The sequence below is a fragment of the Acinetobacter sp. YH16053 genome, assembly GCF_013417035.1.
GTDB lineage: Bacteria > Pseudomonadota > Gammaproteobacteria > Pseudomonadales > Moraxellaceae > Acinetobacter > Acinetobacter towneri.
This window is the reverse complement of the sequence record NZ_VPEP01000005.1, coordinates 64,279-86,361: the sequence shown is the minus strand read 5'-3', so window position 1 is coordinate 86,361 and position 22,083 is coordinate 64,279. Positions and strand designations below refer to the sequence as shown.

Sequence of the window (22,083 nt, the reverse complement as noted above, 5' to 3'; positions counted from 1 at the left end):
TTTCACACTTCCCCGTAACATTCGTCCTGATAACGCATGGTTTTCAGAGCAGTGTTTATTTGTTATTTGGCATTGAATCGCTGACTAACTTTTCAAATTCAGCTTTGAATTCTGAAGTCAGTGTTGCTAATTTTTTGCCATCTTCAATCATTTGCTGACTGAGTTTGTTCATGGTTTCTAATTGCTTGGTGGTGCAGTTCACCATGCTTTGCATGTCTTTCACTTCGCTATTGGCAAACATTTGTGCTAAACCAATGTTGGCATAGTTGCGTGCTGCTTCTAATTGTAAGTTGGTTAAGTCAGCAAAATTTTTTGCAACTAAACTGTTGAATTTGGTGTACGGTTCAAACACGTTTTTGTATTGAGCATTCATGTTTGAAAATAAGTCGCCGTATAGCATGGGTGTCACTCCAGTAAATAAACTTGTAGATTAAAATGAGGTGTTACACGCTTAGTGCATGTATAAGCCGCCGTTGATTGATAAGGTTTCGCCTGTTACGTATGCAGCATGATCACTCACTAAATACATAACTGCTGCCGCAATTTCGGTAGGGGCGGCAAGACGTTGCAGAGGAATTTGTGCTTCAATGCTTTTAATTAGTTCTTCGCGCATGGCTGTGACCATCGGGGTTGCGGTATAACCTGGTGCAACGACGTTCACGCAGATATTTGAACGTGCGCCTTCTTGCGCCAAAGCTTTGCTAAAGCCGATGATGCCTGCCTTAGTTGCAGAGTAGTTGGCTTGACCAAATTGACCTTTTAAACCGTTCACCGAACTAATGTTCACAATGCGACCAGACTTTTGTTCTAACATTTTGTTAAATACAGGCTGAGTCACGGTAAAAAGTGTTTTTAGGTTCGTATCAATTACTTGTGACCATTGTTCATACGACATTTTTTTGAACGTTGCATCGCGTGTAATCCCCGCATTGTTGACCAACACATCAACACGACCTTCAGCATCAATCGCTTCTTGAATGGCTGCTGTAGCCGCTTCATGCTCATTTAAGTTGGTTAAAACAAAGCGCACATCGCTTTCTGTAAAGCCTTTGCTTTCAAGCCATTGTTTTTCGCGATCTTCTTCTCTTGGTACAACCGTTGCAATAATTTTATAGCCTGCTGTAACCAGTTGATGGCAAATCTCACTGCCAATACCACCTAATGCACCCGTCACTAAAGCTACTTTTTGTTCAGACATATTCTTTTCCTAAGCAGAATAAGGTTATAAAAATTAAGGAGTTTTTCCTCTTTATTCTTGTTTAGAAATTAAGCGTTTTATATTTCAAAGAGGCTGCAGTTTGATGATGCTTTGAAGTCAAAAGTACACAAATATTGGTAATAGATTATTTTCTTATCATGTGGATGCTTTTATAAATGGCTTAAATAGTCGTGAAGTCATTGATTCATCGTAGCGCGCAGCACAAACTTCTGAGAACTAGTGAAATGTGATTAATCCATGAATTTGAAGCGATGTGGCAGTTTAAAGACAGTGCGCGAGCATATTGTTTTTTCTTGAGATTTTGAGTGTGATTTTCAGCTAAATATTTGGATGACTGTAAAGCGCTAAATGCAAATGTGGATGACCACAAATTTTTATCAATATGAATGGAAATAAAGTGAATTTAAGAAAATAAAAAGCGAAAAGAAAAATATAAGAAAGAAAAAGAGAATGGCTTAGACGATTGCATGCAGCAAAACTGCTACATGCAACAGATCGAAAAAAGAAAGTTAAATGCTGGTTGCCTTGCGCTGTGGGCGAGGGCTTAAACGACACAACAACTCATAGCCAATCGTACCATTGGCTGTGGCAACATCATCGACTAAACGGTGTTTGCCCCATAGTTCAACTTGTGTGCCTAATTCAACGTCTAAACCTGTTACATCAATGGCAATCATATCCATAGACACACGACCAAGCACAGGCGTTAATTTTGCACCAATCGCAACAAAATTTGGCTGAACAAATGTACGTGGATAACCATCGCCATAGCCAATTGAAACAATCGCAATTTGCATGGCTTGTTCTGCAGTAAAGGTTGAACCGTAGCCGACGTGTTCGCCTGCATCAATTTCATTTAGTGCGATCACTTCTGCGCTTAAATTCATCACAGGCTTTAAGTCGAGTGTATGCACATTATGTGCGGCAAAAGGCGTTGCACCGTAAAGCATAATGCCTGGGCGTACATAATCAAAATGCAATTCGGGATAACGATAGATTGCAGCAGAGTTGCAGCAAGAAGCAAGAATAGGGCTGCAATTGTCTTTGACATGCAAAAATTGCGCGACTTGTTGATCATTCAAAGCATGGTCGCCATCGGCATTGGCAAAATGCATGGTCAACACACAGGTAAAACCTTCGGCTTTGAGCATGTGAATCACATCAATAATTTCAGGAACTTTAAAACCTAAACGATTCATGCCGCTGTTGAGTTTGACCCAGACTTTTAAGCCTTGTGCGATATAATCAGCTTTATGTTGTAGTAGCCAATCGAGCTGTGCTTGATGATGCACTACACATTCCAATTTGTGTGCCAACACACTTTGCATTTCATCGGCAGAAAAAACACCTTCAATCAGGGTGATGGGCTGCGTATATCCCAATTCACGAATTTCTAAGGCTTCTTCAACGCAAGCGACACCAAAGGCATCGCTGTCTTTTAAAGCTGCTAAGCAGTCTTTTACACCATGTCCGTAAGCATTGGCCTTGACCATGCTAACAATTTTTGCTGTTGGGGCAAGTTGTTTGACACGGTTTAAATTATATTGCAGTGCCTGACTGTCAATATAAACTGTTGCTTGGCGCACCCTAAATACTCCTTGGGAATGACAATTGGTAATTTGTGTTAGATACACTGTGGAGTGATAAATAAATACTAAAAATAGTTCTATTTAAAAATATTCACTATTGTAGACCTATCAACCTCAAATAGACATGAACATTTAAGTTTTTGATCATAAATTAATTTAAGATCGAAAAATCTATTAGGTTATTGATTGCAAATAATTTGTAAAAGTTTCAGACTTTATTTTTCATATAAAACTATACGTTCTAAAAGCTATTATGGTGTTAGATGCTCTCACTCAGGAAATTCTAAACTGTACGAGTTATGGCAAGATTCAGATGATTGTGGAGAGTGGGTTCGTAATTTAAATGAACTCAAAGAGAGATTAAACAATGCATTTTAAACTTGGATATGTTGAATAAATAATGAAAATATTTTGTTATCTGGGATGGAGTACTTTATTTTTTTGTCAGTCAGTTATGGCTTGTATGCCACATTCACCCAATGACGTTTTTATTGCCCGTTACCAAGGTTCACTGGCAGTACAGGAGAGTTCAGACTTCATTTTTGAACTCAGTTCAGGTCAATTTATTTTTCGCTCAATACTAGATGAGGTTAAATATAAAAAGCCTACTCAATGGTACAGTGGATTTTCAGGTAAAAGTACAGCTAAAAACCAATTAATTATTGGTTTAGCTTATGCACCAGATGGTGCTAAACCCCAGCAATATCAAGTAGTTTCATTTGCAACATTAAACTGTAAGAATGACCAGCTTGTTTTATCTAAACCGATTGTCCCATTTTTAGCTTGGAATAAGCAGACCTCAAATTGTTCTACAGTCGATAGATCAGAGGTTGGGATTTTAGATGGTTTTATAGACTATGATCAGACACATTATTTGGCGCAACTGCAACAAAAGTATCCGACATGCAAGCAATTAAATAAAGCATTTCCATCACTTGAAATGGAAGAAAATAGTCAAGATTATAATTTACTCTCAAGTTGGAAACTATGGTGGGCAAAGTTAATAAGTCAGATTAAAACATGGTTTTAATAAAAAAGAGCAATGCAAGCATTACTCTTCATCATCATACTGAGCATAATACTCAGGAGATAAGTTACTAAAACGCGTATATTGCCCTTCAAAAGCAAGACGTACCGTACCAATTGGGCCGTTACGCTGTTTACCAATAATAATTTCGGCAGTACCTGCTTCTTTAGATTCTTTATTGTAAACTTCGTCGCGGTAAATAAACATGATTAAATCCGCATCCTGCTCAATTGCACCAGATTCACGCAAGTCAGACATCACAGGGCGTTTATTAGGTCGGTTCTCTAATGAGCGGTTGAGCTGTGACAAAGCAATCACAGGGCAGTTCATCTCTTTGGCCAAGGCTTTTAAGCTACGTGAAATTTCTGAGATTTCGCCGACACGGTTATCGCCCATGCCTGGGACTTTCATTAACTGCAAATAATCGACCATGATACAGCCAATTTTACCGCCATGTTGTTTGGCAATGCGTCGCGCACGTGCACGTACTTCCGTAGGCGGCAGGGCAGATGAGTCATCAATATACAAATGCTTTTCTTGCAGTTGTAAAATCGTGCCTGTGACTTTTGACCATTCATCGCCACTGAGTTTACCTGAACGTAAATTCCCTTGATGCACTTTGCCGTATGCAGAAATTAAACGCATTGCGATTGAGTCTGCAGGCATTTCCATAGAGTAGACAAGGGCAGGCAAATCATTGTTAAACAAAACACTTTCGACCAAGTTCATGGCAAAGGTGGTTTTACCCATAGATGGACGCGCAGCGACAATAATCAAGTCACCTGCTTGCATGCCCGAAGTTTTATTATCTAACTCCACAAAGCCTGTGGTTAAGCCTGTGATGTTACCTTCCATTTTAGAAAGTTCATCAAGTTTGTCGAATACATCGGCAACCACGCTCGAAATGGCTTTTGGGCCTTGTGCTTTGGCATTGTTATTATGTTGTTCGGCAATTTGGAAAATATTGGTTTCGGCCAAGTCTAAAATTTCACTTACGCTACGACCTTTGGTGTCATAGGCATTTTGTAAAATTTCAGAACTGACTTTAATCATGTTTCTGAGGGTCGAGAATTCTTTAATTTTCGTGGCATAGGTTTCTAGGTTATAAAAACTAGAAGGCGAGTCTGCCATGAGCTGCATTAAGTATTCTTCCCCGCCTGCAGCTTCAAGTAAATTTTGTTTAATCAGCCAGTCATTCACCAATACGGCATCATAAGGTGAGTTTTCTTTAGACAAAGAATCAATGGCGCGGAAAATATATTTGTGGCGTGTCGCGTAAAAATCAGATTCTTGTAGCACATCACCCACTTGTTCAAAAGATTCGGCCACAGTCATTAACGCAGCCAAAACAGCTTGTTCGATGGCTAAGTTATGCGGTGGGGTACGAAACTCTTTAAGCGGGCTGTTCTCATTTGGTTTTAGATCAGACTTTGCAGTATGTTGCTTTGCGCTAGCAGTCGCCTGTGACATATAAATCCCTGATTTTTAAAACAGTAAATGCTGAATAATGCACGGGGATAGAATTTGAAACTCATATTCTTTCCACTTCCCGATGATACGCCCTCTAGAAAAAAAAGCGAGTAGATTTTGGCGAAGGATAAGTCAAAGCGTGCAGGACGATTTAGGAAAATTGTACTAATCGTATATTCTAAAGACAAAAAAAGAGCATGCGATTAGGCATGCTCTTTTCTTTTGCAGCAAATTACTCAGATACGATAGTAACGAGAACTTCAGCAACAACATCATGGTGCAATTGGATTGCGATGTTGAATTCACCAGTGTGACGAAGCGCACCGTTTGGTAAACGAACTTCTGCACGGTCAACTTCAAGACCAGCATTCGTTAACGCGTCAGCGATGTCACGAGTACCGATAGAACCGAAAAGTTTACCTTCATCACCAGCTTTAGCAGTGATTACGATGTTAACTTCGTTCAATTGGTCAGCACGTGCTTGAGCAGCAGCTAAAATTTCAGCTTCTTGCTTCTCAAGTTCAGCACGACGAGCTTCAAATGCAGCAGTGTTTGCTTCAGTTGCAGCAACTGCTTTACCTTGAGGGATCAAGTAGTTACGGCCGTAACCAGCTTTAACTGAAACTTTATCGCCTAATTTACCAAGGTTCTTAATGCGTTGTAATAAGATAATATCCACAGCTCAACCTCACTTATGATTGTCAGTGTAAGGGATCAACGCTAAGTAGCGAGCTTGTTTAATAGCAAGCGCTAATTGACGTTGGTAACGAGCTTTAGTACCTGTAATACGGCTAGGAACAATCTTGCCATTTTCAGTGATGTACTGTTTTAGTGTATCGATATCTTTGTAGTCGATGTACGTAACGTTCTCAGCTGTAAAGCGGCAGAACTTGCGACGACGGTAAAAACGTGCCATTGATGTTCTCCTTAAGCTTCAGCAGAGTCTTGGTTAGCGTGTTGTGCTTCTTCACGTTGAGCTTTACGCGCACGTTTTTCTTCAGCACTCTTAGCCAATAATGACTCTTCAGTGATAGCGTTTTCACGACGGATGATCAAGCTACGAAGGATCGCGTCGTTATAACGGAACAATTCTTCTAACTCGTCAAGCGTAGTTTGACCACATTCAACGTTCATAAGAATGTAGTGCGCTTTGTGAATTTTGTTAATTGGGTAAGCCAATTGACGACGGCCCCAATCTTCTAAACGGTGAATTTGACCTTCAGCTTCTTTGATGTGAGTTAGGTAACGTTCTACCATACCCACAACTTGATCGCTTTGGTCTGGGTGTACCAAAAGTACGATTTCGTAGTGACGCATTGTCAGCTCCTTACGGTTTATGCAGCCCCTGACTAAATTGAGCCAGAAGCAAGGAGTCACAACCGAAGTTGTGTCGCAAAATTGCGAAGCGTGAATTTTAGAGCTTTTACCAAGTAAATTCAAGGCTTGGTCTAAGAAAAGATCGGCTTGGGTAAAAAGGGAATGTAATATTTTGCATCTATGATTGGAATTTAAATTTTATGCTTGGTATTTGTATGTCACTAACTTTTAGAGTGTTTAATGCAAAAATTATTAAGGACGAATAATTCAAAGACAGATAAATTGTTATTATTTAAATATTGAAGTGTGGAGAGGGTAGGCACTCCATTAAAAGATAGAGCTAAACTCTATCTTTTAAAAAAGTATAATTTGCGTGCTTGGTGCGGTTGCTGTAAAGCTAAAACATAAACTCACAACAGTAATTAAAATAACCGAAAATAGGAAAAAGCGTTTTGCCCATAATTGATCATTTTCTGCTTTGAAGCCAATGACGCCAATATAGAACCAATAAATACAAAGTGCATTCAAAATAACCAGATATAGCCAGTTTGCATAACCAAATACAAACAGTCCATTCATGGCAACGGTAAATAACACCACATAAATTAGTGATTCAATTTTCGTTCGTAAAATTGAACGAGCAACTGGCAAAATTGGAATCCCCGCATTTTTGTAATCATCAAAACGGTAAATTGCAATCGCCCAAGAGTGGGGCATTTGCCAAAGTGCATAACCTAAAAAGATAAGTAGTGCAGCTAAGTCAAATTGATTTGCAACAGCGGTATAACCAATGACAGGTGGGCTTGCGCCTGAAATACTGCCAATAATGGTTTGATGAATTGTTGTGCGTTTGGTCCATAGACTGTAAAAGCCGACATAAACCACGAAACCAATCAGTGCAAAAAGAAAAGCGTATGCGTTAACTCCAAACCATAAAATGCTAAAACCAATTATGCCCAATACCACTGAATAAATCAGCGCAATAGGAACAGAAACAGTTTTTTTCACTAAAGCACGGTTTTGTGTGCGTTGCATTTTTTGGTCGATGTCTTGGTCAATAATATTGTTGACCACACATCCTGAGGCGACAACAAGCGTTGTACCAAGCAGAGTAAGCAGTAGGAGAAGGAAATCTACAGAACCTTGGGCAGCTACAAAGTAGCCACCCAAAGTGGTAATAAAATTACCAAAGAGAATTCCTGGCTTTGTCAGGAATAAATACTTTTTCAGCATGACAACCAGTTTAGATCATCATGTTGTAGTGTAGGTAGTTCATGATCCATACAGAACCAACCAAAAGGATGGCGATGGTCAGAATGGTATACACGAATGCAATCACGTTCCAACGTTGCTCTGAAGAAGAATTCATATGCAAGAAATAAATTAATTGAATAAGAATCTGAGCAACTGCTGTAATCGAAATAACAGTAATCAAAATACCACGGCCAAAACCACCTGCCATAACCATACCAAAAGGAATAATGGTAAGGATAACAGAAAGGATAAAGCCAATCGTATATTGCTTAGTGTTACCGTGTGATGCACCAGCAGAGTTGTGATCGTGACTCATTAGAGAACTCCCATCAAGTAAACTACGCTGAATACACAGATCCAAACGATGTCAAGGAAGTGCCAGAACAAGCTTAGGCAAGCTAAACGACGCATGTTCGGAATAGTCAAACCATATTTCTTGATTTGAACCATTAACACGATCATCCAAACTAAACCTGAAGTTACGTGAATACCGTGCGTACCAACCAAAGTAAAGAACGCAGATAAGAACGCACTCGCACTTGGACCATGTCCAGCGTGAACTAAATGGTTGAACTCATAAAGTTCCATACCAATAAAGATCGCACCGAAAACCCAAGTCACGCCTAACCAAGTTAGAACTTTGGCAACATCTTTCTTGTAAGCAGCTAAAACAGCAAAACCGAAAGTTACAGAAGAAATCAACAGGGCAAAAGTTTCTGTTAAAACAAAGCCTAATGACTCGCCAAACAAATCTTTAGCTGTTGGAGTGCCTACTGGAACGTGGCTACTTAATACAGCGAACGCGATGAAGAGTGTACCGAAAAGTACAAGGTCACTCATCAAGTAGGTCCAGAAACCAAAGACGGTGATATCTGTATCATCGTGGTGATGATCATCATGTCCGTGGTTGTCGTGATGAAGTACTTCAGCCATGTCTTAGTCCTTCTTCAAGTGTTTTTCAAGGAGCGCATAACGTTCGTTTTCAATACGCTCAACTTCAGCAGCAGGAACATAATAGTCCACTTTCTTCGTGAAAGAGCTCACGATGAAGCTGATGATTGCAGCGATAAAGGTAACGAATACTAACCACCAAATATGCCAGATTAACGCGAAGCCCATTACTGTAATAAACATTGCAATAATGAAACCAGCTGCACGGTTGGTTGGCATGTGGATGTCTTCATACTTCGTTGGACGCGCGTATGCAACACCATTTTCTTTGTCAGTCCAGAAAGTATCAATACCATTGATCTTTGGAAGGTGAGCAAAGTTATAGAACGGTGCTGGAGAAGAAGTCGCCCATTCAAGCGTACGACCATCCCATGGATCGCCTGTAAGGTCTAAACGTTGGTTGCGTTGTAAGAAACCAACCACGATCTGCATAACGAAGCAGAATAGACCAATAGCAATTAACACAGAACCGAAGAATGCAATTGCCAAGTATGGATCCCATTCAGGGTTGTCATAAGTATTCAAACGACGTGTCATACCCATGAAACCAAGGATATACAACGGCATGAATGCAAAGTAAAAACCGAAGAACCAGAACCAGAATGCTGCTTTACCCCAAGTCTCATTCAGTCTCCAACCAAACATTTTTGGCCAGTAATAAATGATACCTGCGAACATCGCGAATACCACACCACCAATAATTACGTTATGGAAGTGCGCAATGAGGAATAAAGAGTTGTGTACAAGGAAGTCCGCTGGTGGAACTGCCATTAATACACCTGTTAAACCACCGATACCGAAAGTCACAAGGAAGCCAAGTGTCCAAAGCATTGGGGTGGTGTAGGTAATACGTCCCTTGTACATGGTGAATAACCAAGAGAAGATTTTCACACCAGTAGGAATCGCAATAATCATGGTCATGATACCGAAGAACGCGTTAACGTTGGCACCTGCACCCATGGTAAAGAAGTGGTGAACCCATACAACAAGTGATAACACACCAATTGCAACAGTTGCGTACACCATTGATTTGTAACCGAACAATGTTTTGCGAGCAAAAGTCGCAGTTACTTCTGAGTAAATACCAAATGCTGGTAATACTAAGATATATACTTCAGGGTGACCCCATGTCCAAATCAAGTTTACATACAACATTGGGCTACCACCCATGTCGTTCGTAAAGAAGTGGAAACCGAAGTAACGGTCAAGCGTTAACATCGCAATTGTCGCAGTTAAAACTGGGAATGTTGCAATGATAAGTACCGCAGTAACTAATGCTGTCCAAGTGAAAACAGGCATGTCCATAAGTTTCATGCCAGGCGCACGCATTTTGATGATGGTAACGAAGAAGTTAACACCAGTAAGAAGCGTACCTAGACCAGAAACCTGAAGTGCCCAAATATAGTAGTCAACACCAACACCTGGAGAATATTCGATACCAGATAGAGGAGGATAAGCCATCCAACCTGTAGCAGCGAATTCACCTAATGCAAGTGAAACCATCATTAAACCTGCAGCACCAGCGAATAACCAGAAGCTTAAAGAGTTTAATAACGGGAAGGCTACGTCACGAGCACCAATCTGTAATGGTACAGAGATGTTCATTAAGCCAACAACAAGACCCATTGCCACGAAGAAGATCATGATCACACCGTGTGCGGTGAAAATCTGGTCATAGTGTTCTGGGTGTAAATAGCCTTCACCACCACCTTTCGCAAGGAACTGTTGAAGACGCATCATGATCGCATCTGCGAAGCCACGAAGTAACATGACTACAGATACAAAGATATACATGATACCAATTTTTTTATGGTCTACAGATGTGAACCATTCGTTCCACAAGTAGCCCCATTTTTTGAAGTAGGTAATACCAGCAATCGCTGCAAGACCACCTAAGATCATCGCTGCAACAGTTACCAATACGATTGGATCGTAAGGAATTGCATCTGGACCTAACTTACCTAATAAGCTCATGTCTTATTCCCCTTGAGAAGCAGTCGCATGTTCAACTGCTACATGAGTTTCAGAAGCAGGCGCTTCACCAGCCACTACAGGAGCTGAATGGTCAGCACCATGGTAGTTACTCATATAGTTATTGATCACTGATTCAAACAAGCCTTGCTCAACAGAAGAGTAATAAGTCACAGGATGTGGCTGAGTCTTATATGGACCTTCTTTTAAAGCCGTTGCAGCAAGTTTTTTCTCTAATTCAGTTTTGGCGTTACGAACCATTGCATCAATTTGTTTCTGTGAACGGTTACCGTCACGTAAAGAAGCAAATTCAGCTTGATCTAAAACTGTTTTTTGAACAGCTTGAGGATTGATAGTCGTACCTTGACCTGCTTTAACAGCTGTTACCCATTGCTCAAAATCAGCTTGAGTTACAGAGTGAGCTTTAAAGCGCATTTGCGAGAAACCATAACCTGAGTAGTTAGATGAGAAACCACGGAATTCGCCCGTGTTGTCTGCTAAAACGTTCAAGTGAGTTTGCATACCCGCCATTGCATAAATCTGACCAGATAATGCAGGGATAAAGAACGAGTTCATTGTGAAGTTAGATGTTAAACGTAAGCTTACAGGCGTTTGCTCTGGGAAGCGTAATTCGTTAACAGTAGCAATGTTCTGTTCTGGGTAGATGAAGATCCATTTAAATTGTTCAGCAATAACTTGAACAGTTAAAGGAGCTTTTTCGGATTCTAGCGGACGGTAAGGGTCGTACTTGTGGGAACCCCACCAAGTTAACCAAGCTAAAATACAAATAATAATAACAGGTATACCCCATACTACAATTTCAATTGCAGTAGAGTGTGACCATGTTGGTTGATAGTCTGCGTCTTTATTCGATGCGCGATATTTCCAACCGAACCACAATGCCATAATTGCAGATGGAATAACCACCAATAGCATTAGGTAAATCGCAGTCATCATCAGGTTACTTTGACCTGCTGCAACTGGACCTTTTGAGTTCAGAAGTACTAAATCACCGCCACACCCAGTTAAGAGTGCAGCCATCGTAGATAAAGACAATACAGCTAAAATCGTTTGTCTCATTTTACAACCTCGGTGAAGAGTCCCATTCCCTAATTTAATATGGGATAGCGATTAAAGTGTCGCATGATTAAAAAGACATCAAAAAAGATGAAAAAGTCTTCTTAATCATCGGACACCGCTACGTTGTAGGGCATTATGCCTGATATCGACAAACTAAGCTACACATAAAGCGGCTTTAAGTGGAGGGAATGAAAACCAATTTTTATACTCAGAATTATTTGTGTTAATTTTAATTTATTTATATTTATCAATATTATAAGAAAAAAGGGATGATCAATCATCCCTGAATAAATAAAATCAAATTATTGCTTTACGACTTTGGTTTTGGCGAGTTTATCGTGCAAAGCCTGTCGTTTTGCACCAAATGCAAAGCCATAATCTAAAATTGTGATGAAGGGCATAAACATCATATTCAAAATAATGAAAATGATAGAGCGAATAGTAAACACACGCATTAGGCTGACTTTTTCATCGGTTTCAGCATCGACAATCTTAATTTTAGTCAGACGTTTGCCAATACTTTGTCCAGTTTTAGCCAGCAGGAAGGCTTGTATGCCCAGCATAATCAATAAATAAATTGCCACCGCTTGCCAAGCTTGCATTGGAATGAGCTGAAAGAGTTCAGTTTGCAATTGCATGGCTTGATCAGACGTTGTCGCTGCCTGCATTTTTTGTTGTAAACCAGACAATTGTTCAAACTGGTCCGCATTTAAGAAAAAAGAGGGAAGTGCTGCTGCAGGCAACCATAACAACATGTCTATAATTTTGGCTAAAGCACGTTGGTTAATGCTCGCCAATTCATTTTTTGTTGCCTGTGTTCTGGAGTTTGACGATGCTGAGCTTGGTCGTGATGTGTTTGTAGCCGTGTAATCTGTATTTTGAAAAGGTGAATGTTCAGGGGCAGGTGGTGTGCTGACGTAGCCTTGTGGTTCATATACAAGTTTACCTTGGGTGAGTTCACCTAAAGCTTTCCATTCGCTCATGCCTTGGTGCCAAGCCAAATCTGTCAGCAACACTTGTTGGCTGGCGAGCATTTGGTTGAGCTGCTCTAAGGTGTATGGCCCAGCTTGTTGATTATTTCGTGCCAAGTAAATTTGCATAAATATAAAATCTCAAAAAATGAATTTGAAAAAAAACCCACGCAGGTGCATGGGTTTTCTTTTAACACGTTTTACTACGCTTGTTGAGCTTTTTCTTCAGAAAGGAAGAACCAAGTGTCTAAAACTGAGTCTGGGTTTAAAGATACAGATTCAATACCTTGTTCCATTAACCAACGTGCAAGGTCAGGGTGATCTGAAGGGCCTTGACCACAGATACCGACATATTTACCTGCTTTACGGCATGCGTGAATTGCCATAGAAAGTAATGCTTTCACTGCAGGGTCACGTTCATCGAACAGGTGAGAAACAATGCCTGAGTCACGGTCTAAACCAAGTGTTAACTGAGTTAAGTCATTTGAGCCGATAGAGAAACCATCGAAGTGCTCAAGGAATTGTTCAGCCAACAATGCGTTGGTTGGTAATTCACACATCATGATCACTTTCAGACCATTTTCACCACGTTTTAAACCATTCAGCGCAAGCAATTCGATCACACGTTTTGCTTCAGCAACGGTACGTACAAATGGAATCATAATTTGTACGTTGGTTAAGCCCATTTCGTCACGTACTTTTTTCAAGGCACGACATTCAAGCTCGAAGCAGTCACGGAAATTGTCAGACACATAACGACTTGCACCACGGAAGCCCAACATTGGGTTTTCTTCTTCTGGCTCATATAACTTACCACCAATTAAGTTTGCGTATTCGTTTGATTTGAAGTCAGACATACGCACAATCACTGGTTTGTCAGCGAATGCAGCAGCAAGGGTAGAAATACCTTCAACCAATTTTTCTACATAGAATTCGATTGGCGATGAATAGCCCGCAGTACGCGCCATAACTGCTGCACGTGTTTCACGTGGTAAGCTGTCAATATTAAGCAATGCTTTAGGATGCACACCAATCATACGGTTGATGATGAATTCTAAACGTGCAAGACCAATCCCTTCGTTTGGAATTTGAGCAAAGTCAAATGCGCGGTCTGGGTTACCAACGTTCATCATGATTTTGAACGGAAGTTTAGGCATAGATTCGATTGAGTTCTTTTGAACTTCAAAATCTAAAGCACCTTCATAAATGAAACCTGTGTCGCCTTCGGCGCAAGAAACTGTAACTTCCTGACCATCAGTCAAAACTTCAGTTGCATTACCACAACCTACAATTGCAGGTACGCCTAATTCACGGGCAATAATTGCAGCGTGACAAGTACGACCACCGCGGTTAGTGACAATTGCAGCAGCACGTTTCATCACTGGTTCCCAGTCTGGATCAGTCATGTCTGAAACAAGAACGTCACCTTCCTGAACTTTGTCCATTTCTTTAATAGACGTTACAACGCGGACTCTACCAGAACCGATACGCTGACCAATTGAACGACCTTCACAAATGACCGTACCTTTTTGTTTCAATAGGTAGCGTTCCATAGTACCGACGTTTTCACGGCTTTTTACAGTTTCAGGACGTGCTTGAACGATGTAGATTTGACCGTCATCACCATCTTTTGCCCATTCAATATCCATAGGCGCTTGATAATGTTCTTCAATAATTAACGCTTGTTTCGCTAATTCTTGTAGTTCGTGATCATTTAAAGAGAACTGTTGGCGATCTTGTTTTTCAACATCGACCACAACTACAGATTTACCAGCCGCGCCTTCTTCACCATAAATCATTTTTTGGTGTTTAGAGCCAAGGTTACGACGTAAAACTGAGTGTTTGCCTGCTTTTAATAAAGGCTTAGAAATATAGAATTCATCTGGGTTAACTGCACCCTGAACCACCATTTCACCCAAACCATAAGAAGCAGTAATGAATACAGCATCACGGAAACCAGATTCTGTATCTAGGGTAAACATTACACCAGCAGCGCCAGTTTCTGAACGTACCATACGTTGTACGCCTGCAGACAAAGCAACGACATCGTGGTCAAAGTTTTGGTGTACACGGTAAGAAATCGCGCGGTCGTTGTACAAAGATGCAAAAACTTCTTTAATGGCAATTAATACGTTGTCAATGCCACGGATGTTTAGGAATGTTTCTTGCTGACCTGCGAAAGATGCGTCTGGTAGATCTTCTGCAGTTGCAGATGAACGAACGGCAACCGCGATGTTTGGGTTGCCGTTAGAGAGTGCTTCAAAAGCAACTCGGATTTCTTGTTCTAGTGATGCAGTAAGCGGAGTGTCGACAATCCATTGACGAATTTTTGCACCAGTTTCAGCAAGCGCATTCACGTCATCTACATTGAGTGTTTTTAGCTCTGCTTGAATTTTAGCGTTTAGGCCACTTTGCTCGAGAAATTCACGATAAGCAGCAGCTGTTGTTGCAAAGCCACCTGGTACCGATACACCAGCATTAGATAAGTGGCTGATCATTTCGCCCAAAGATGAGTTTTTCCCACCCACGAGCTCAACATCGTGTTTCCCTAATTTTTCCAGACCAATTACGCGCGCTTCCAAAGTTGTTACTCCACTTTTGCAGTATTAATCACTATCTTGTCATGAAATTATAATAAATCTACTTAGCAATTTGGTTTTACTAAGCGACAGTCATGTAAGATCGGTTTACTATAAAGATTATATAGCACTAAGACAAATGTTTAAGGAGAATTTTAATGTCAGATGGTAAACAAATTAAGCGGAGTGTTTTTTTTATTTCCGATGGAACTGCAATTACGGCTGAAACCCTTGGACATTCACTCTTAGCGCAATTTCCAAATGTGGACTTTGATATTCATATTCATCCTTATATTACGTCTGAAGAAGCGGCTATGAATGTGGTGGCAGAGATTAATGCCCGAGCACAAATTGATGGTCAATTACCTTTGGTGTTTGATACCTTGGTTGACCAATATGTGCGTGACATTATCAACACTGCCAAAGCAATTAATTTAGATGTATTTGAAGGCTTAATTAGTAAGCTTTCTGAAGAGTTAGGAACACCACCAACCACTTTGGTCGGGCAGACGCATGCCGTAACAGATTCTGAATCTTACAAGGCACGTATTGATGCGGTGCATTTTGCCTTAGATAACGATGATGGCGCACGTACACGCCATTACGACAAGGCCGATCTGATTCTGATTGGGGTGTCGCGTTCGGGTAAAACGCCAACTTCCATCTACCTTTCTTTACAGTTCGGGATTCGTGTGGCGAACTATCCATTGACTGAAGAAGACCTCGATGACAACCGTTTGCCAGCCGTATTAAAGCCGCATAAACATAAGTTATTTGGCTTGATGATTGATGCTGAACGCCTTGTGGCAATTCGTACTGAACGTAAAGCCAATAGCCGTTATGCAAGTTTTAATCAATGCCAAATGGAATTGCGTGCGATTGAAGGTATTTATATTTCAGAAGGGATTAAATATTTAAATGTTTCAGAAATGTCGATTGAAGAAATTTCAACACGTGTTTTACAAATGACAGGTTTAAAACGTCGTATTGGTTAATGAAACTATATGTATTAAAAGAGCCAAAATTTTATTTTGGCTCTTTTTTATTGGATTTAAATAGAATAAAAATCAAGCTACTATTTATTTAAATGATAATGCTTTTAGTGTGACTTAAAATGTAGTGATAATGGTATCAATTGGATGTTCTTGTCCATCAATACTATGCACGCTATGTGCACAGACTTTGACAATTGGCCAAGTAATCAAATGGCAATTTTCGCGTTGTAAAGCTGAATAATAATGATCAGATTTAAAATAGCGTTGATGTGTATCTGCAATGTTTGGTGTGAGTTGACGTTTAAGCCACGTGTCTTTGACTTGAGCATCTAAAAAGCGTAAAGCCAAAATATTTTTGACGCGGTTATTAAACAAACGTCGATTTTTAAACACCAAAGGATGGCTAATTAGGCGATGGATGCCACGTTCTGTACTTGGCAGGACAAAATGCGGTGCAATTTGAAAGACTTGAACAGATGTTGCTTGCTGACAAATTCTATCGAGTTGTGCCACGCTGTCCTGATTTGCACCAATAACTGCAACGCGTAAACCTGTGAAGTCATGCTGTTTGATTTCAGTTGCAGGAATGCATTCGCCTTGGAATTCTTGAAAATCTGCCAAGCAGTTTTGAAAAGCGTGTCTATGTACGTCGTGTTTAGGACTGACCATGCTGAATCTCTTGATATATTCATTTTATAAATTAGAACATTTACTCTATTTTGTTGGGGCAGTACTGTTTGGTAAAGTCTTTTGTGCAGGCGAGCCAGTCATTCCTAAAGATTGAAAATTAATTCAACTGAGATTACTGAGATTTAAGCGAAAGAGAACAAGAAAACGGATTTAAGTTATTTATTTTAAATGTTTTTAATTGATGAAACCTTGTAGCTCAATAGAACTACAAGGTCGGAGCTAATTAAGTATCTAACTTCATTTGCATGAGCAAATCAAAGTTATGTAAGCGTTTTTCTGTGTCATAGATGTCACAGGTAAAAATAAACTCATCGACATCATACTTCGCCAATAAGTTTTCCAATCCTGCTTTGACAGTCGCCTTTGAGCCAATTTGCGCCATGGCATAAAAACTATCAACTGACATTTTTTCTGCAGGTGACCATAAGCCATCCATACTTTCGACTGGAGCTTTGAGTTTTAGGCTTTGTCCACGCATTAAACCTAAAACACGCTGATAGGCACTAGTCGCCAAAAATTCTGCTTCTTGGTCGGTATCTGCAACCACTGTTGGCACACCCATAGACACATAAGGCCGCTCTAAATATTCTGAAGGCTCAAAATTGTCACGATATAACTGAATGGCTTGAGCAAGCATACGCGGGGCGAAGTGTGAGGCAAATGAGTAGGGTAGTCCTAATTTTGCAGCAAGTTGTGCGCTAAATAAACTTGAACCAAGCAACCATACAGGAACGTGTGTCCCTTGTCCTGGCGTAGCAACAATACGTTGTTGTGGTTCAGCATCTTTAAAGTAATGCAAAATTTCTAAAACATCTTGCGGAAATTGATCTTCAGTTTCCTGTCGCCCACGACGCAGCGCACGCATGGTCACTTGATCTGTGCCTGGTGCGCGACCTAAACCGAGTTCAATACGGTTAGGATATAAAGTCGCTAAAGTTCCAAACTGTTCAGCGACCACTAACGGTGCGTGGTTGGGGAGCATAATACCGCCAGAACCGAGTTTAATTTTTTGCGTATTTGCTAATAAATAACCCAAAAGAACTGCGGTTGCTGAGCTGGCAATGCCATCCATATTATGATGTTCCGCCAACCACAAACGGTCATAGCCGAGTTGTTCTGCGTGTCGTGCTAATTCAAGTGCATGATGCAGTGAAAACTGTACTGATTGATCATCACGTACAGGTGCGAGTTCAAGAATGGCAAATTTTGTGTCTTGCAGGGAACGCATCATTTATTCCAGCTTGATTAAAGAGAGTTTTATCATACGATGCTGCACTGATTTTGTATATCGAAAATTTTCGATATATGGGCGAGTCATGAGATATTGCCATTTAACAACGCGCGACATTCATCCAAAAAGCACGCTTTATAAAAAAACATTTATCCAAGCAAGTAGTCAGCAAACAAAAAGCACCCGAAGGTGCTGAAGAAGTTAGAAGTATCGTGAGAAATTAACGACGTTTACCATTTTTATAGTGACCTAAATGTAAGCCATTGTCTTTGCGGTAACGGTCATTATAACGGTAGTCATTGTAGCGATAGCCACGGCTATCATAGCGGCGGTCATAACGATCATCGTAGCGTTTGTTGTCATAGCGGTCATCTCGACGGTCTTCGCTAACTTTTTGACCTAATACTGCACCACCTGCAGAACCGAGTCCTGCACCGACATAGCCACCATTGTTGCCTGCCATATTGCGACCAACGCTATATCCACCTGCACCGCCCAAGGCAGCACCAATCATGGCACCGTTACGGTCACGTTTATTGGCAGAAGCTGCAGCACCGCCCGCACCACCAATGGCTGAACCAATCATCGCGCCTGTTTGTCCACCCATTTGTTGACCAATTGCTGCTCCGACAGCACCACCCAAGGCAGAACTTACGGCAACACGTGTATCGTTTGCATGCGCAGTACTCATAAGCAAGGCAGAACTTGCGATAACGCTACCCAATAAAATACGATTAAGTTTCATGCGGATGCTCCAAATATTGATTAATATGTTTTGTAATGAAGATATAGAAACAGATGGCAAAGATCGTGAAGGGCAATGAGGTAAATCTGCAAAGTTTGGTAAAGACTTTGTAATTGCACTGCTAAATTTCTTCATATTGATTATGGTCGTTTTTTTGAACTGATATATGAAGAAAAATTAATCCTATAAAAAAGCATCAAACCTGTGTTGATGCTTTTTTGCTGCTCTATGCCTATCGTTCAAGATTAACGACGGTTGCGTTTTTTCTTCCATTTACGTTCTTGATAGCGGTCATATTCTTTATCTTTCGAGATTTTATTGCCGAGTGCTGCACCACCTGCTGCACCTAAAGCTGAACCAATATAACCACCATTGGTACCGCCCATATTTTTACCTACGGTATAACCCGCACCACCACCCAAAGCACCACCAATTGCAGATTCAGTACGATGACGCTTATCACTCGCCACGGCTGCACCACCAGCACCGCCTAAGGCAGCGCCTAGTGTTGCACCCGTAGTACCACCCATATTTTTACCAATAGCTGTACCTGCAACACTGCCTAAAGCACTGGCTGCGGCAACGCGCGTAGTATTGTCTGCATAAACGTTGGCACTGAGCATTGAAGCTGTGGCTAAAGCTGCTGTCATTAACATTGCATTAAGTTTCATGTTGAACTCCATGTCCATTTACAGGACTTATTTATGATCAATTTTGATGGGCTCAATTTAACAAAGCGCCGCTTTTAAAATGTGGAGAGTGCAGACGAGATTGGTGTTCTTTGGTGTGGGCTTTGTATGAGTTTGATTAAAATTGCTAAAAAAATGTCCAAATGCGGATGCTAATTGCGGTACTTGGTGAGTTGTACATTCACCGCAATGCACAGCATCATCAAGCAGAAATACTGCTAGAACATCTGCAGATAGGCATTTCAAACATCGTACAGACTTAATAATTATGTTATTTGGGTGGTAGAATCGGTAAACTATGCGCAATTTTTTATTTCGCTGTGCTGCGTGTTGCATGTAACAGCCTTTGCATTGAGATTTTTTAAACAATGAAAGAATCGTTACGTTTACGATTAGATCAGCTTTCTGACCGCCATGAAGAATTGACTGCTTTGTTGGCAGATGTTGAAGTGATTTCAGATAACAAGCGTTTTCGTCAATTATCACGCGAACACAGTGATTTAGACGAAATTACGGCAGTGTGGTCACAATACACACAAGCTGAAGCCGATATTGAAACAGCCGAAGCAATGTTGTCTGATCCTGATTTTAAGGAAATGGCGCAAGAAGAAATTAAAGACAATAAAGCCCTAATTCAGCAACTTGAAGCTGATTTAAATATTTTAATGATTCCAAAAGACCCGAATGATGCTAACTCGGCTTATTTGGAGATTCGTGCAGGGACTGGGGGCGATGAAGCTGCGATTTTTTCGGGTGACTTATTCCGCATGTATAGCAAATATGCAGAGAGTCAGGGCTGGAGAATCGAAATTTTATCTGAAAATGAAGGTGAACACGGCGGATATAAAGAAGTCATTTGCTTGGTGAATGGCGAAGGCGTGTATGGTCGTTTGAAGTTTGAAAGTGGCGCACATCGTGTGCAACGTGTTCCTGCGACTGAATCGCAAGGTCGTGTGCATACATCAGCGTGTACTGTGGCAATTTTACCTGAAGTAGATGTAGACACCACGGTAGATATTAACCCTGCCGATTTGCGTATCGATACCTATCGTGCTTCGGGTGCGGGTGGTCAGCACGTTAACAAAACCGACTCTGCAGTGCGTATAACCCACATTCCGACGGGTACTGTGGTGGAATGTCAGGAAGAGCGTTCACAGCATAAAAACAAAGCGAAAGCGATGGCGTTGTTGGCATCACGTTTGGAAAATGCCAAACGTGCTGCAGCAGATGCAGCAACTTCAGAAATGCGTCGTGATTTGGTGGGTTCGGGTGACCGTTCTGAGCGTATTCGTACCTATAACTATCCGCAAGGACGTATGACAGATCATCGTATTAACCTGACTTTATATAAGTTGGATGCGGTGATGGAAGGTGATTTAACTGAACTACTAGATAGTCTGCATCGTGAATATCAGGCAGATCAGTTGGCGATGCTTGCTCAGCAAAACGGTGGTTAATGAATATTGCACAAGCCTTGGCGCTACGTGGTGAAGTCGATAGCTATGAGCGTCAAGAAAATATTTGGTTGTTAGAGCATTTTTTAGGACTCAGTGCGCTTGAATTAAAATATCGTGCAGATCAGGAATTGAGTGCCGCGCAAGAGCAGATGTATGTGCAGGCTTTGGCACGTATAGCAGCAGGCGAGCCTTTGGCGTATATCACAGGTTCACAGCCATTTTGGACACTGGATTTAAAAGTCACGCACGATACTTTGGTGCCACGTCCTGATACCGAGGTTTTGGTCGAAACTGTGTTGGCTTTGTCATTACAACGTGATGCTGTAATTGTCGATTTAGGCACAGGTACAGGGGCGATTGCTTTGGCTTTAGCATCTGAACGTCCAGATTGGCAGGTAACCGCAACCGATATTTACCTGCCAACGCTTGCAGTTGCTCAAGAAAATGCAAGCAAGCATGCTTTAAATCAGGTGCAATTTGCCTGTGGTGCATGGTTTGAGGCATTGGGTTCAGCAGCCGAGCCACGTTTTGATTTAATTGTATCTAATCCGCCGTATATAGATGCTAATGATGCACACATGTCTGCTTTGGCAGCAGAGCCTGAACGTGCATTGGTGGCAGCAGATCAGGGTTTGGCAGATATTCTGCAGATTATTTCGCAGGGTAAGCACTGGCTGAAAGCAAATGGATGGATTGCACTAGAGCATGGCTATGACCAAGCTTTAGCAGTGCAAGCGATTTTTGCAGAACACGGTTTTTCTGACATTCGTACAGTCAAAGATTATGCAGGCAATGATCGGGTGACTTTAGCACAATGGCTTGCTGGCTGATGTGTTATATCAGTTAAA

General features: G+C 41.0%; 22 protein-coding genes. 4 read left to right on the top strand and 18 right to left on the bottom strand.

Translation table 11 applies throughout. The annotated features are described in order from the left end of the window. Window positions 1-55: 55 nt before the first annotated feature. The 3 genes from FTV43_RS06280 to alr all read right to left on the bottom strand — a co-directional run bounded on the left by FTV43_RS06280 (window position 56) and on the right by alr (window position 2,805). A complete protein-coding gene (locus FTV43_RS06280) occupies window positions 56-400 on the bottom strand; it encodes a phasin family protein (RefSeq protein ID WP_131260811.1) in 345 nt (114 codons plus the stop codon). A 51-nt stretch (window positions 401-451) separates the two neighbouring features. Beyond that, window positions 452-1,198: a beta-ketoacyl-ACP reductase gene (locus FTV43_RS06275; protein ID WP_179995127.1), complete on the bottom strand. Its 747-nt coding sequence runs from the start codon at window positions 1,196-1,198 to the stop codon at window positions 452-454. Between the two features lie 530 nt (window positions 1,199-1,728). Then, complete coding sequence (gene alr / locus FTV43_RS06270; protein ID WP_179995126.1) at window positions 1,729-2,805, bottom strand: alanine racemase; 1,077 nt, start codon at window positions 2,803-2,805, stop codon at window positions 1,729-1,731. Window positions 2,806-3,271: 466 nt separating this feature from the next. Between alr and FTV43_RS06265 the strand changes: the two genes are divergently transcribed. Then, complete coding sequence (locus tag FTV43_RS06265) at window positions 3,272-3,838, top strand: hypothetical protein (protein ID WP_026438364.1); 567 nt, start codon at window positions 3,272-3,274, stop codon at window positions 3,836-3,838. Window positions 3,839-3,859: 21 nt separating this feature from the next. Here FTV43_RS06265 and dnaB read toward each other — a convergent pair whose 3' ends face one another. The 11 genes from dnaB to ppsA form a co-directional block, all read right to left on the bottom strand. After that, on the bottom strand, window positions 3,860-5,305 hold the full coding sequence (gene dnaB, locus FTV43_RS06260; protein ID WP_004973149.1) for a replicative DNA helicase: 1,446 nt from the start codon (window positions 5,303-5,305) through the stop codon (window positions 3,860-3,862). Window positions 5,306-5,537: 232 nt separating this feature from the next. Further along, on the bottom strand, window positions 5,538-5,984 hold the full coding sequence (gene rplI, locus FTV43_RS06255; protein ID WP_004973150.1) for a 50S ribosomal protein L9: 447 nt from the start codon (window positions 5,982-5,984) through the stop codon (window positions 5,538-5,540). A 9-nt stretch (window positions 5,985-5,993) separates the two neighbouring features. Further along, window positions 5,994-6,221, bottom strand: coding sequence for a 30S ribosomal protein S18 (rpsR, locus tag FTV43_RS06250; protein WP_004719336.1), 228 nt, complete (start codon window positions 6,219-6,221; stop codon window positions 5,994-5,996). Window positions 6,222-6,232: 11 nt separating this feature from the next. Beyond that, entirely contained in the window at window positions 6,233-6,622 is a 390-nt protein-coding gene (gene rpsF, locus FTV43_RS06245) for a 30S ribosomal protein S6 (RefSeq protein ID WP_004973153.1), read from the bottom strand. A gap of 354 nt (window positions 6,623-6,976) precedes the next feature. After that, window positions 6,977-7,855, bottom strand: a complete 879-nt coding sequence (gene cyoE, locus FTV43_RS06240) for a heme o synthase (protein ID WP_004973155.1) — start codon at window positions 7,853-7,855, stop codon at window positions 6,977-6,979. Window positions 7,856-7,865: 10 nt separating this feature from the next. After that, on the bottom strand, window positions 7,866-8,192 hold the full coding sequence (locus tag FTV43_RS06235) for a cytochrome o ubiquinol oxidase subunit IV (protein ID WP_004973158.1): 327 nt from the start codon (window positions 8,190-8,192) through the stop codon (window positions 7,866-7,868). Further along, complete coding sequence (gene cyoC, locus FTV43_RS06230) at window positions 8,192-8,809, bottom strand: cytochrome o ubiquinol oxidase subunit III (RefSeq protein WP_179995125.1); 618 nt, start codon at window positions 8,807-8,809, stop codon at window positions 8,192-8,194. The genes FTV43_RS06235 and cyoC overlap by 1 nt, the downstream gene beginning before the upstream one ends. A gap of 3 nt (window positions 8,810-8,812) precedes the next feature. Further along, complete coding sequence (gene cyoB / locus FTV43_RS06225) at window positions 8,813-10,801, bottom strand: cytochrome o ubiquinol oxidase subunit I (protein ID WP_179995124.1); 1,989 nt, start codon at window positions 10,799-10,801, stop codon at window positions 8,813-8,815. Window positions 10,802-10,804: 3 nt separating this feature from the next. Next, window positions 10,805-11,878, bottom strand: coding sequence for a ubiquinol oxidase subunit II (cyoA, locus tag FTV43_RS06220; RefSeq protein WP_004973169.1), 1,074 nt, complete (start codon window positions 11,876-11,878; stop codon window positions 10,805-10,807). A gap of 302 nt (window positions 11,879-12,180) precedes the next feature. Next, window positions 12,181-12,978 (bottom strand): RDD family protein, encoded by a 798-nt coding sequence (locus tag FTV43_RS06215; RefSeq protein ID WP_004973172.1) that lies wholly within the window; start codon window positions 12,976-12,978, stop codon window positions 12,181-12,183. Window positions 12,979-13,052: 74 nt separating this feature from the next. After that, window positions 13,053-15,431 (bottom strand): phosphoenolpyruvate synthase, encoded by a 2,379-nt coding sequence (gene ppsA / locus FTV43_RS06210; protein WP_004973175.1) that lies wholly within the window; start codon window positions 15,429-15,431, stop codon window positions 13,053-13,055. Between the two features lie 155 nt (window positions 15,432-15,586). On the opposite strand from ppsA, the gene FTV43_RS06205 reads away from it, so the two are divergent. Next, a complete protein-coding gene (locus FTV43_RS06205) occupies window positions 15,587-16,423 on the top strand; it encodes a pyruvate, water dikinase regulatory protein (RefSeq protein ID WP_004973178.1) in 837 nt (278 codons plus the stop codon). A 114-nt stretch (window positions 16,424-16,537) separates the two neighbouring features. On the opposite strand, the gene FTV43_RS06200 is transcribed toward FTV43_RS06205, so the two are convergent. From FTV43_RS06200 to FTV43_RS06185, 4 genes are all read right to left on the bottom strand, one after another. After that, a complete protein-coding gene (locus tag FTV43_RS06200) occupies window positions 16,538-17,092 on the bottom strand; it encodes a hypothetical protein (protein ID WP_004973179.1) in 555 nt (184 codons plus the stop codon). A 244-nt stretch (window positions 17,093-17,336) separates the two neighbouring features. Then, the gene (locus FTV43_RS06195) at window positions 17,337-18,341 is read right to left on the bottom strand and encodes an LLM class flavin-dependent oxidoreductase (protein ID WP_004973182.1); all 1,005 of its coding nucleotides are present in this window, start codon (window positions 18,339-18,341) and stop codon (window positions 17,337-17,339) included. 223 nt (window positions 18,342-18,564) lie between these two features. Next, window positions 18,565-19,089: a hypothetical protein gene (locus FTV43_RS06190; RefSeq protein WP_104852121.1), complete on the bottom strand. Its 525-nt coding sequence runs from the start codon at window positions 19,087-19,089 to the stop codon at window positions 18,565-18,567. Window positions 19,090-19,334: 245 nt separating this feature from the next. Then, on the bottom strand, window positions 19,335-19,760 hold the full coding sequence (locus FTV43_RS06185) for a glycine zipper 2TM domain-containing protein (protein WP_004973189.1): 426 nt from the start codon (window positions 19,758-19,760) through the stop codon (window positions 19,335-19,337). 386 nt (window positions 19,761-20,146) lie between these two features. On the opposite strand from FTV43_RS06185, the gene prfA reads away from it, so the two are divergent. Beyond that, entirely contained in the window at window positions 20,147-21,235 is a 1,089-nt protein-coding gene (gene prfA / locus FTV43_RS06180) for a peptide chain release factor 1 (RefSeq protein WP_004973192.1), read from the top strand. Further along, on the top strand, window positions 21,235-22,065 hold the full coding sequence (gene prmC / locus FTV43_RS06175) for a peptide chain release factor N(5)-glutamine methyltransferase (RefSeq protein ID WP_131260809.1): 831 nt from the start codon (window positions 21,235-21,237) through the stop codon (window positions 22,063-22,065). The genes prfA and prmC overlap by 1 nt, the downstream gene beginning before the upstream one ends. The last annotated feature ends 18 nt before the right edge of the window (window positions 22,066-22,083 follow it).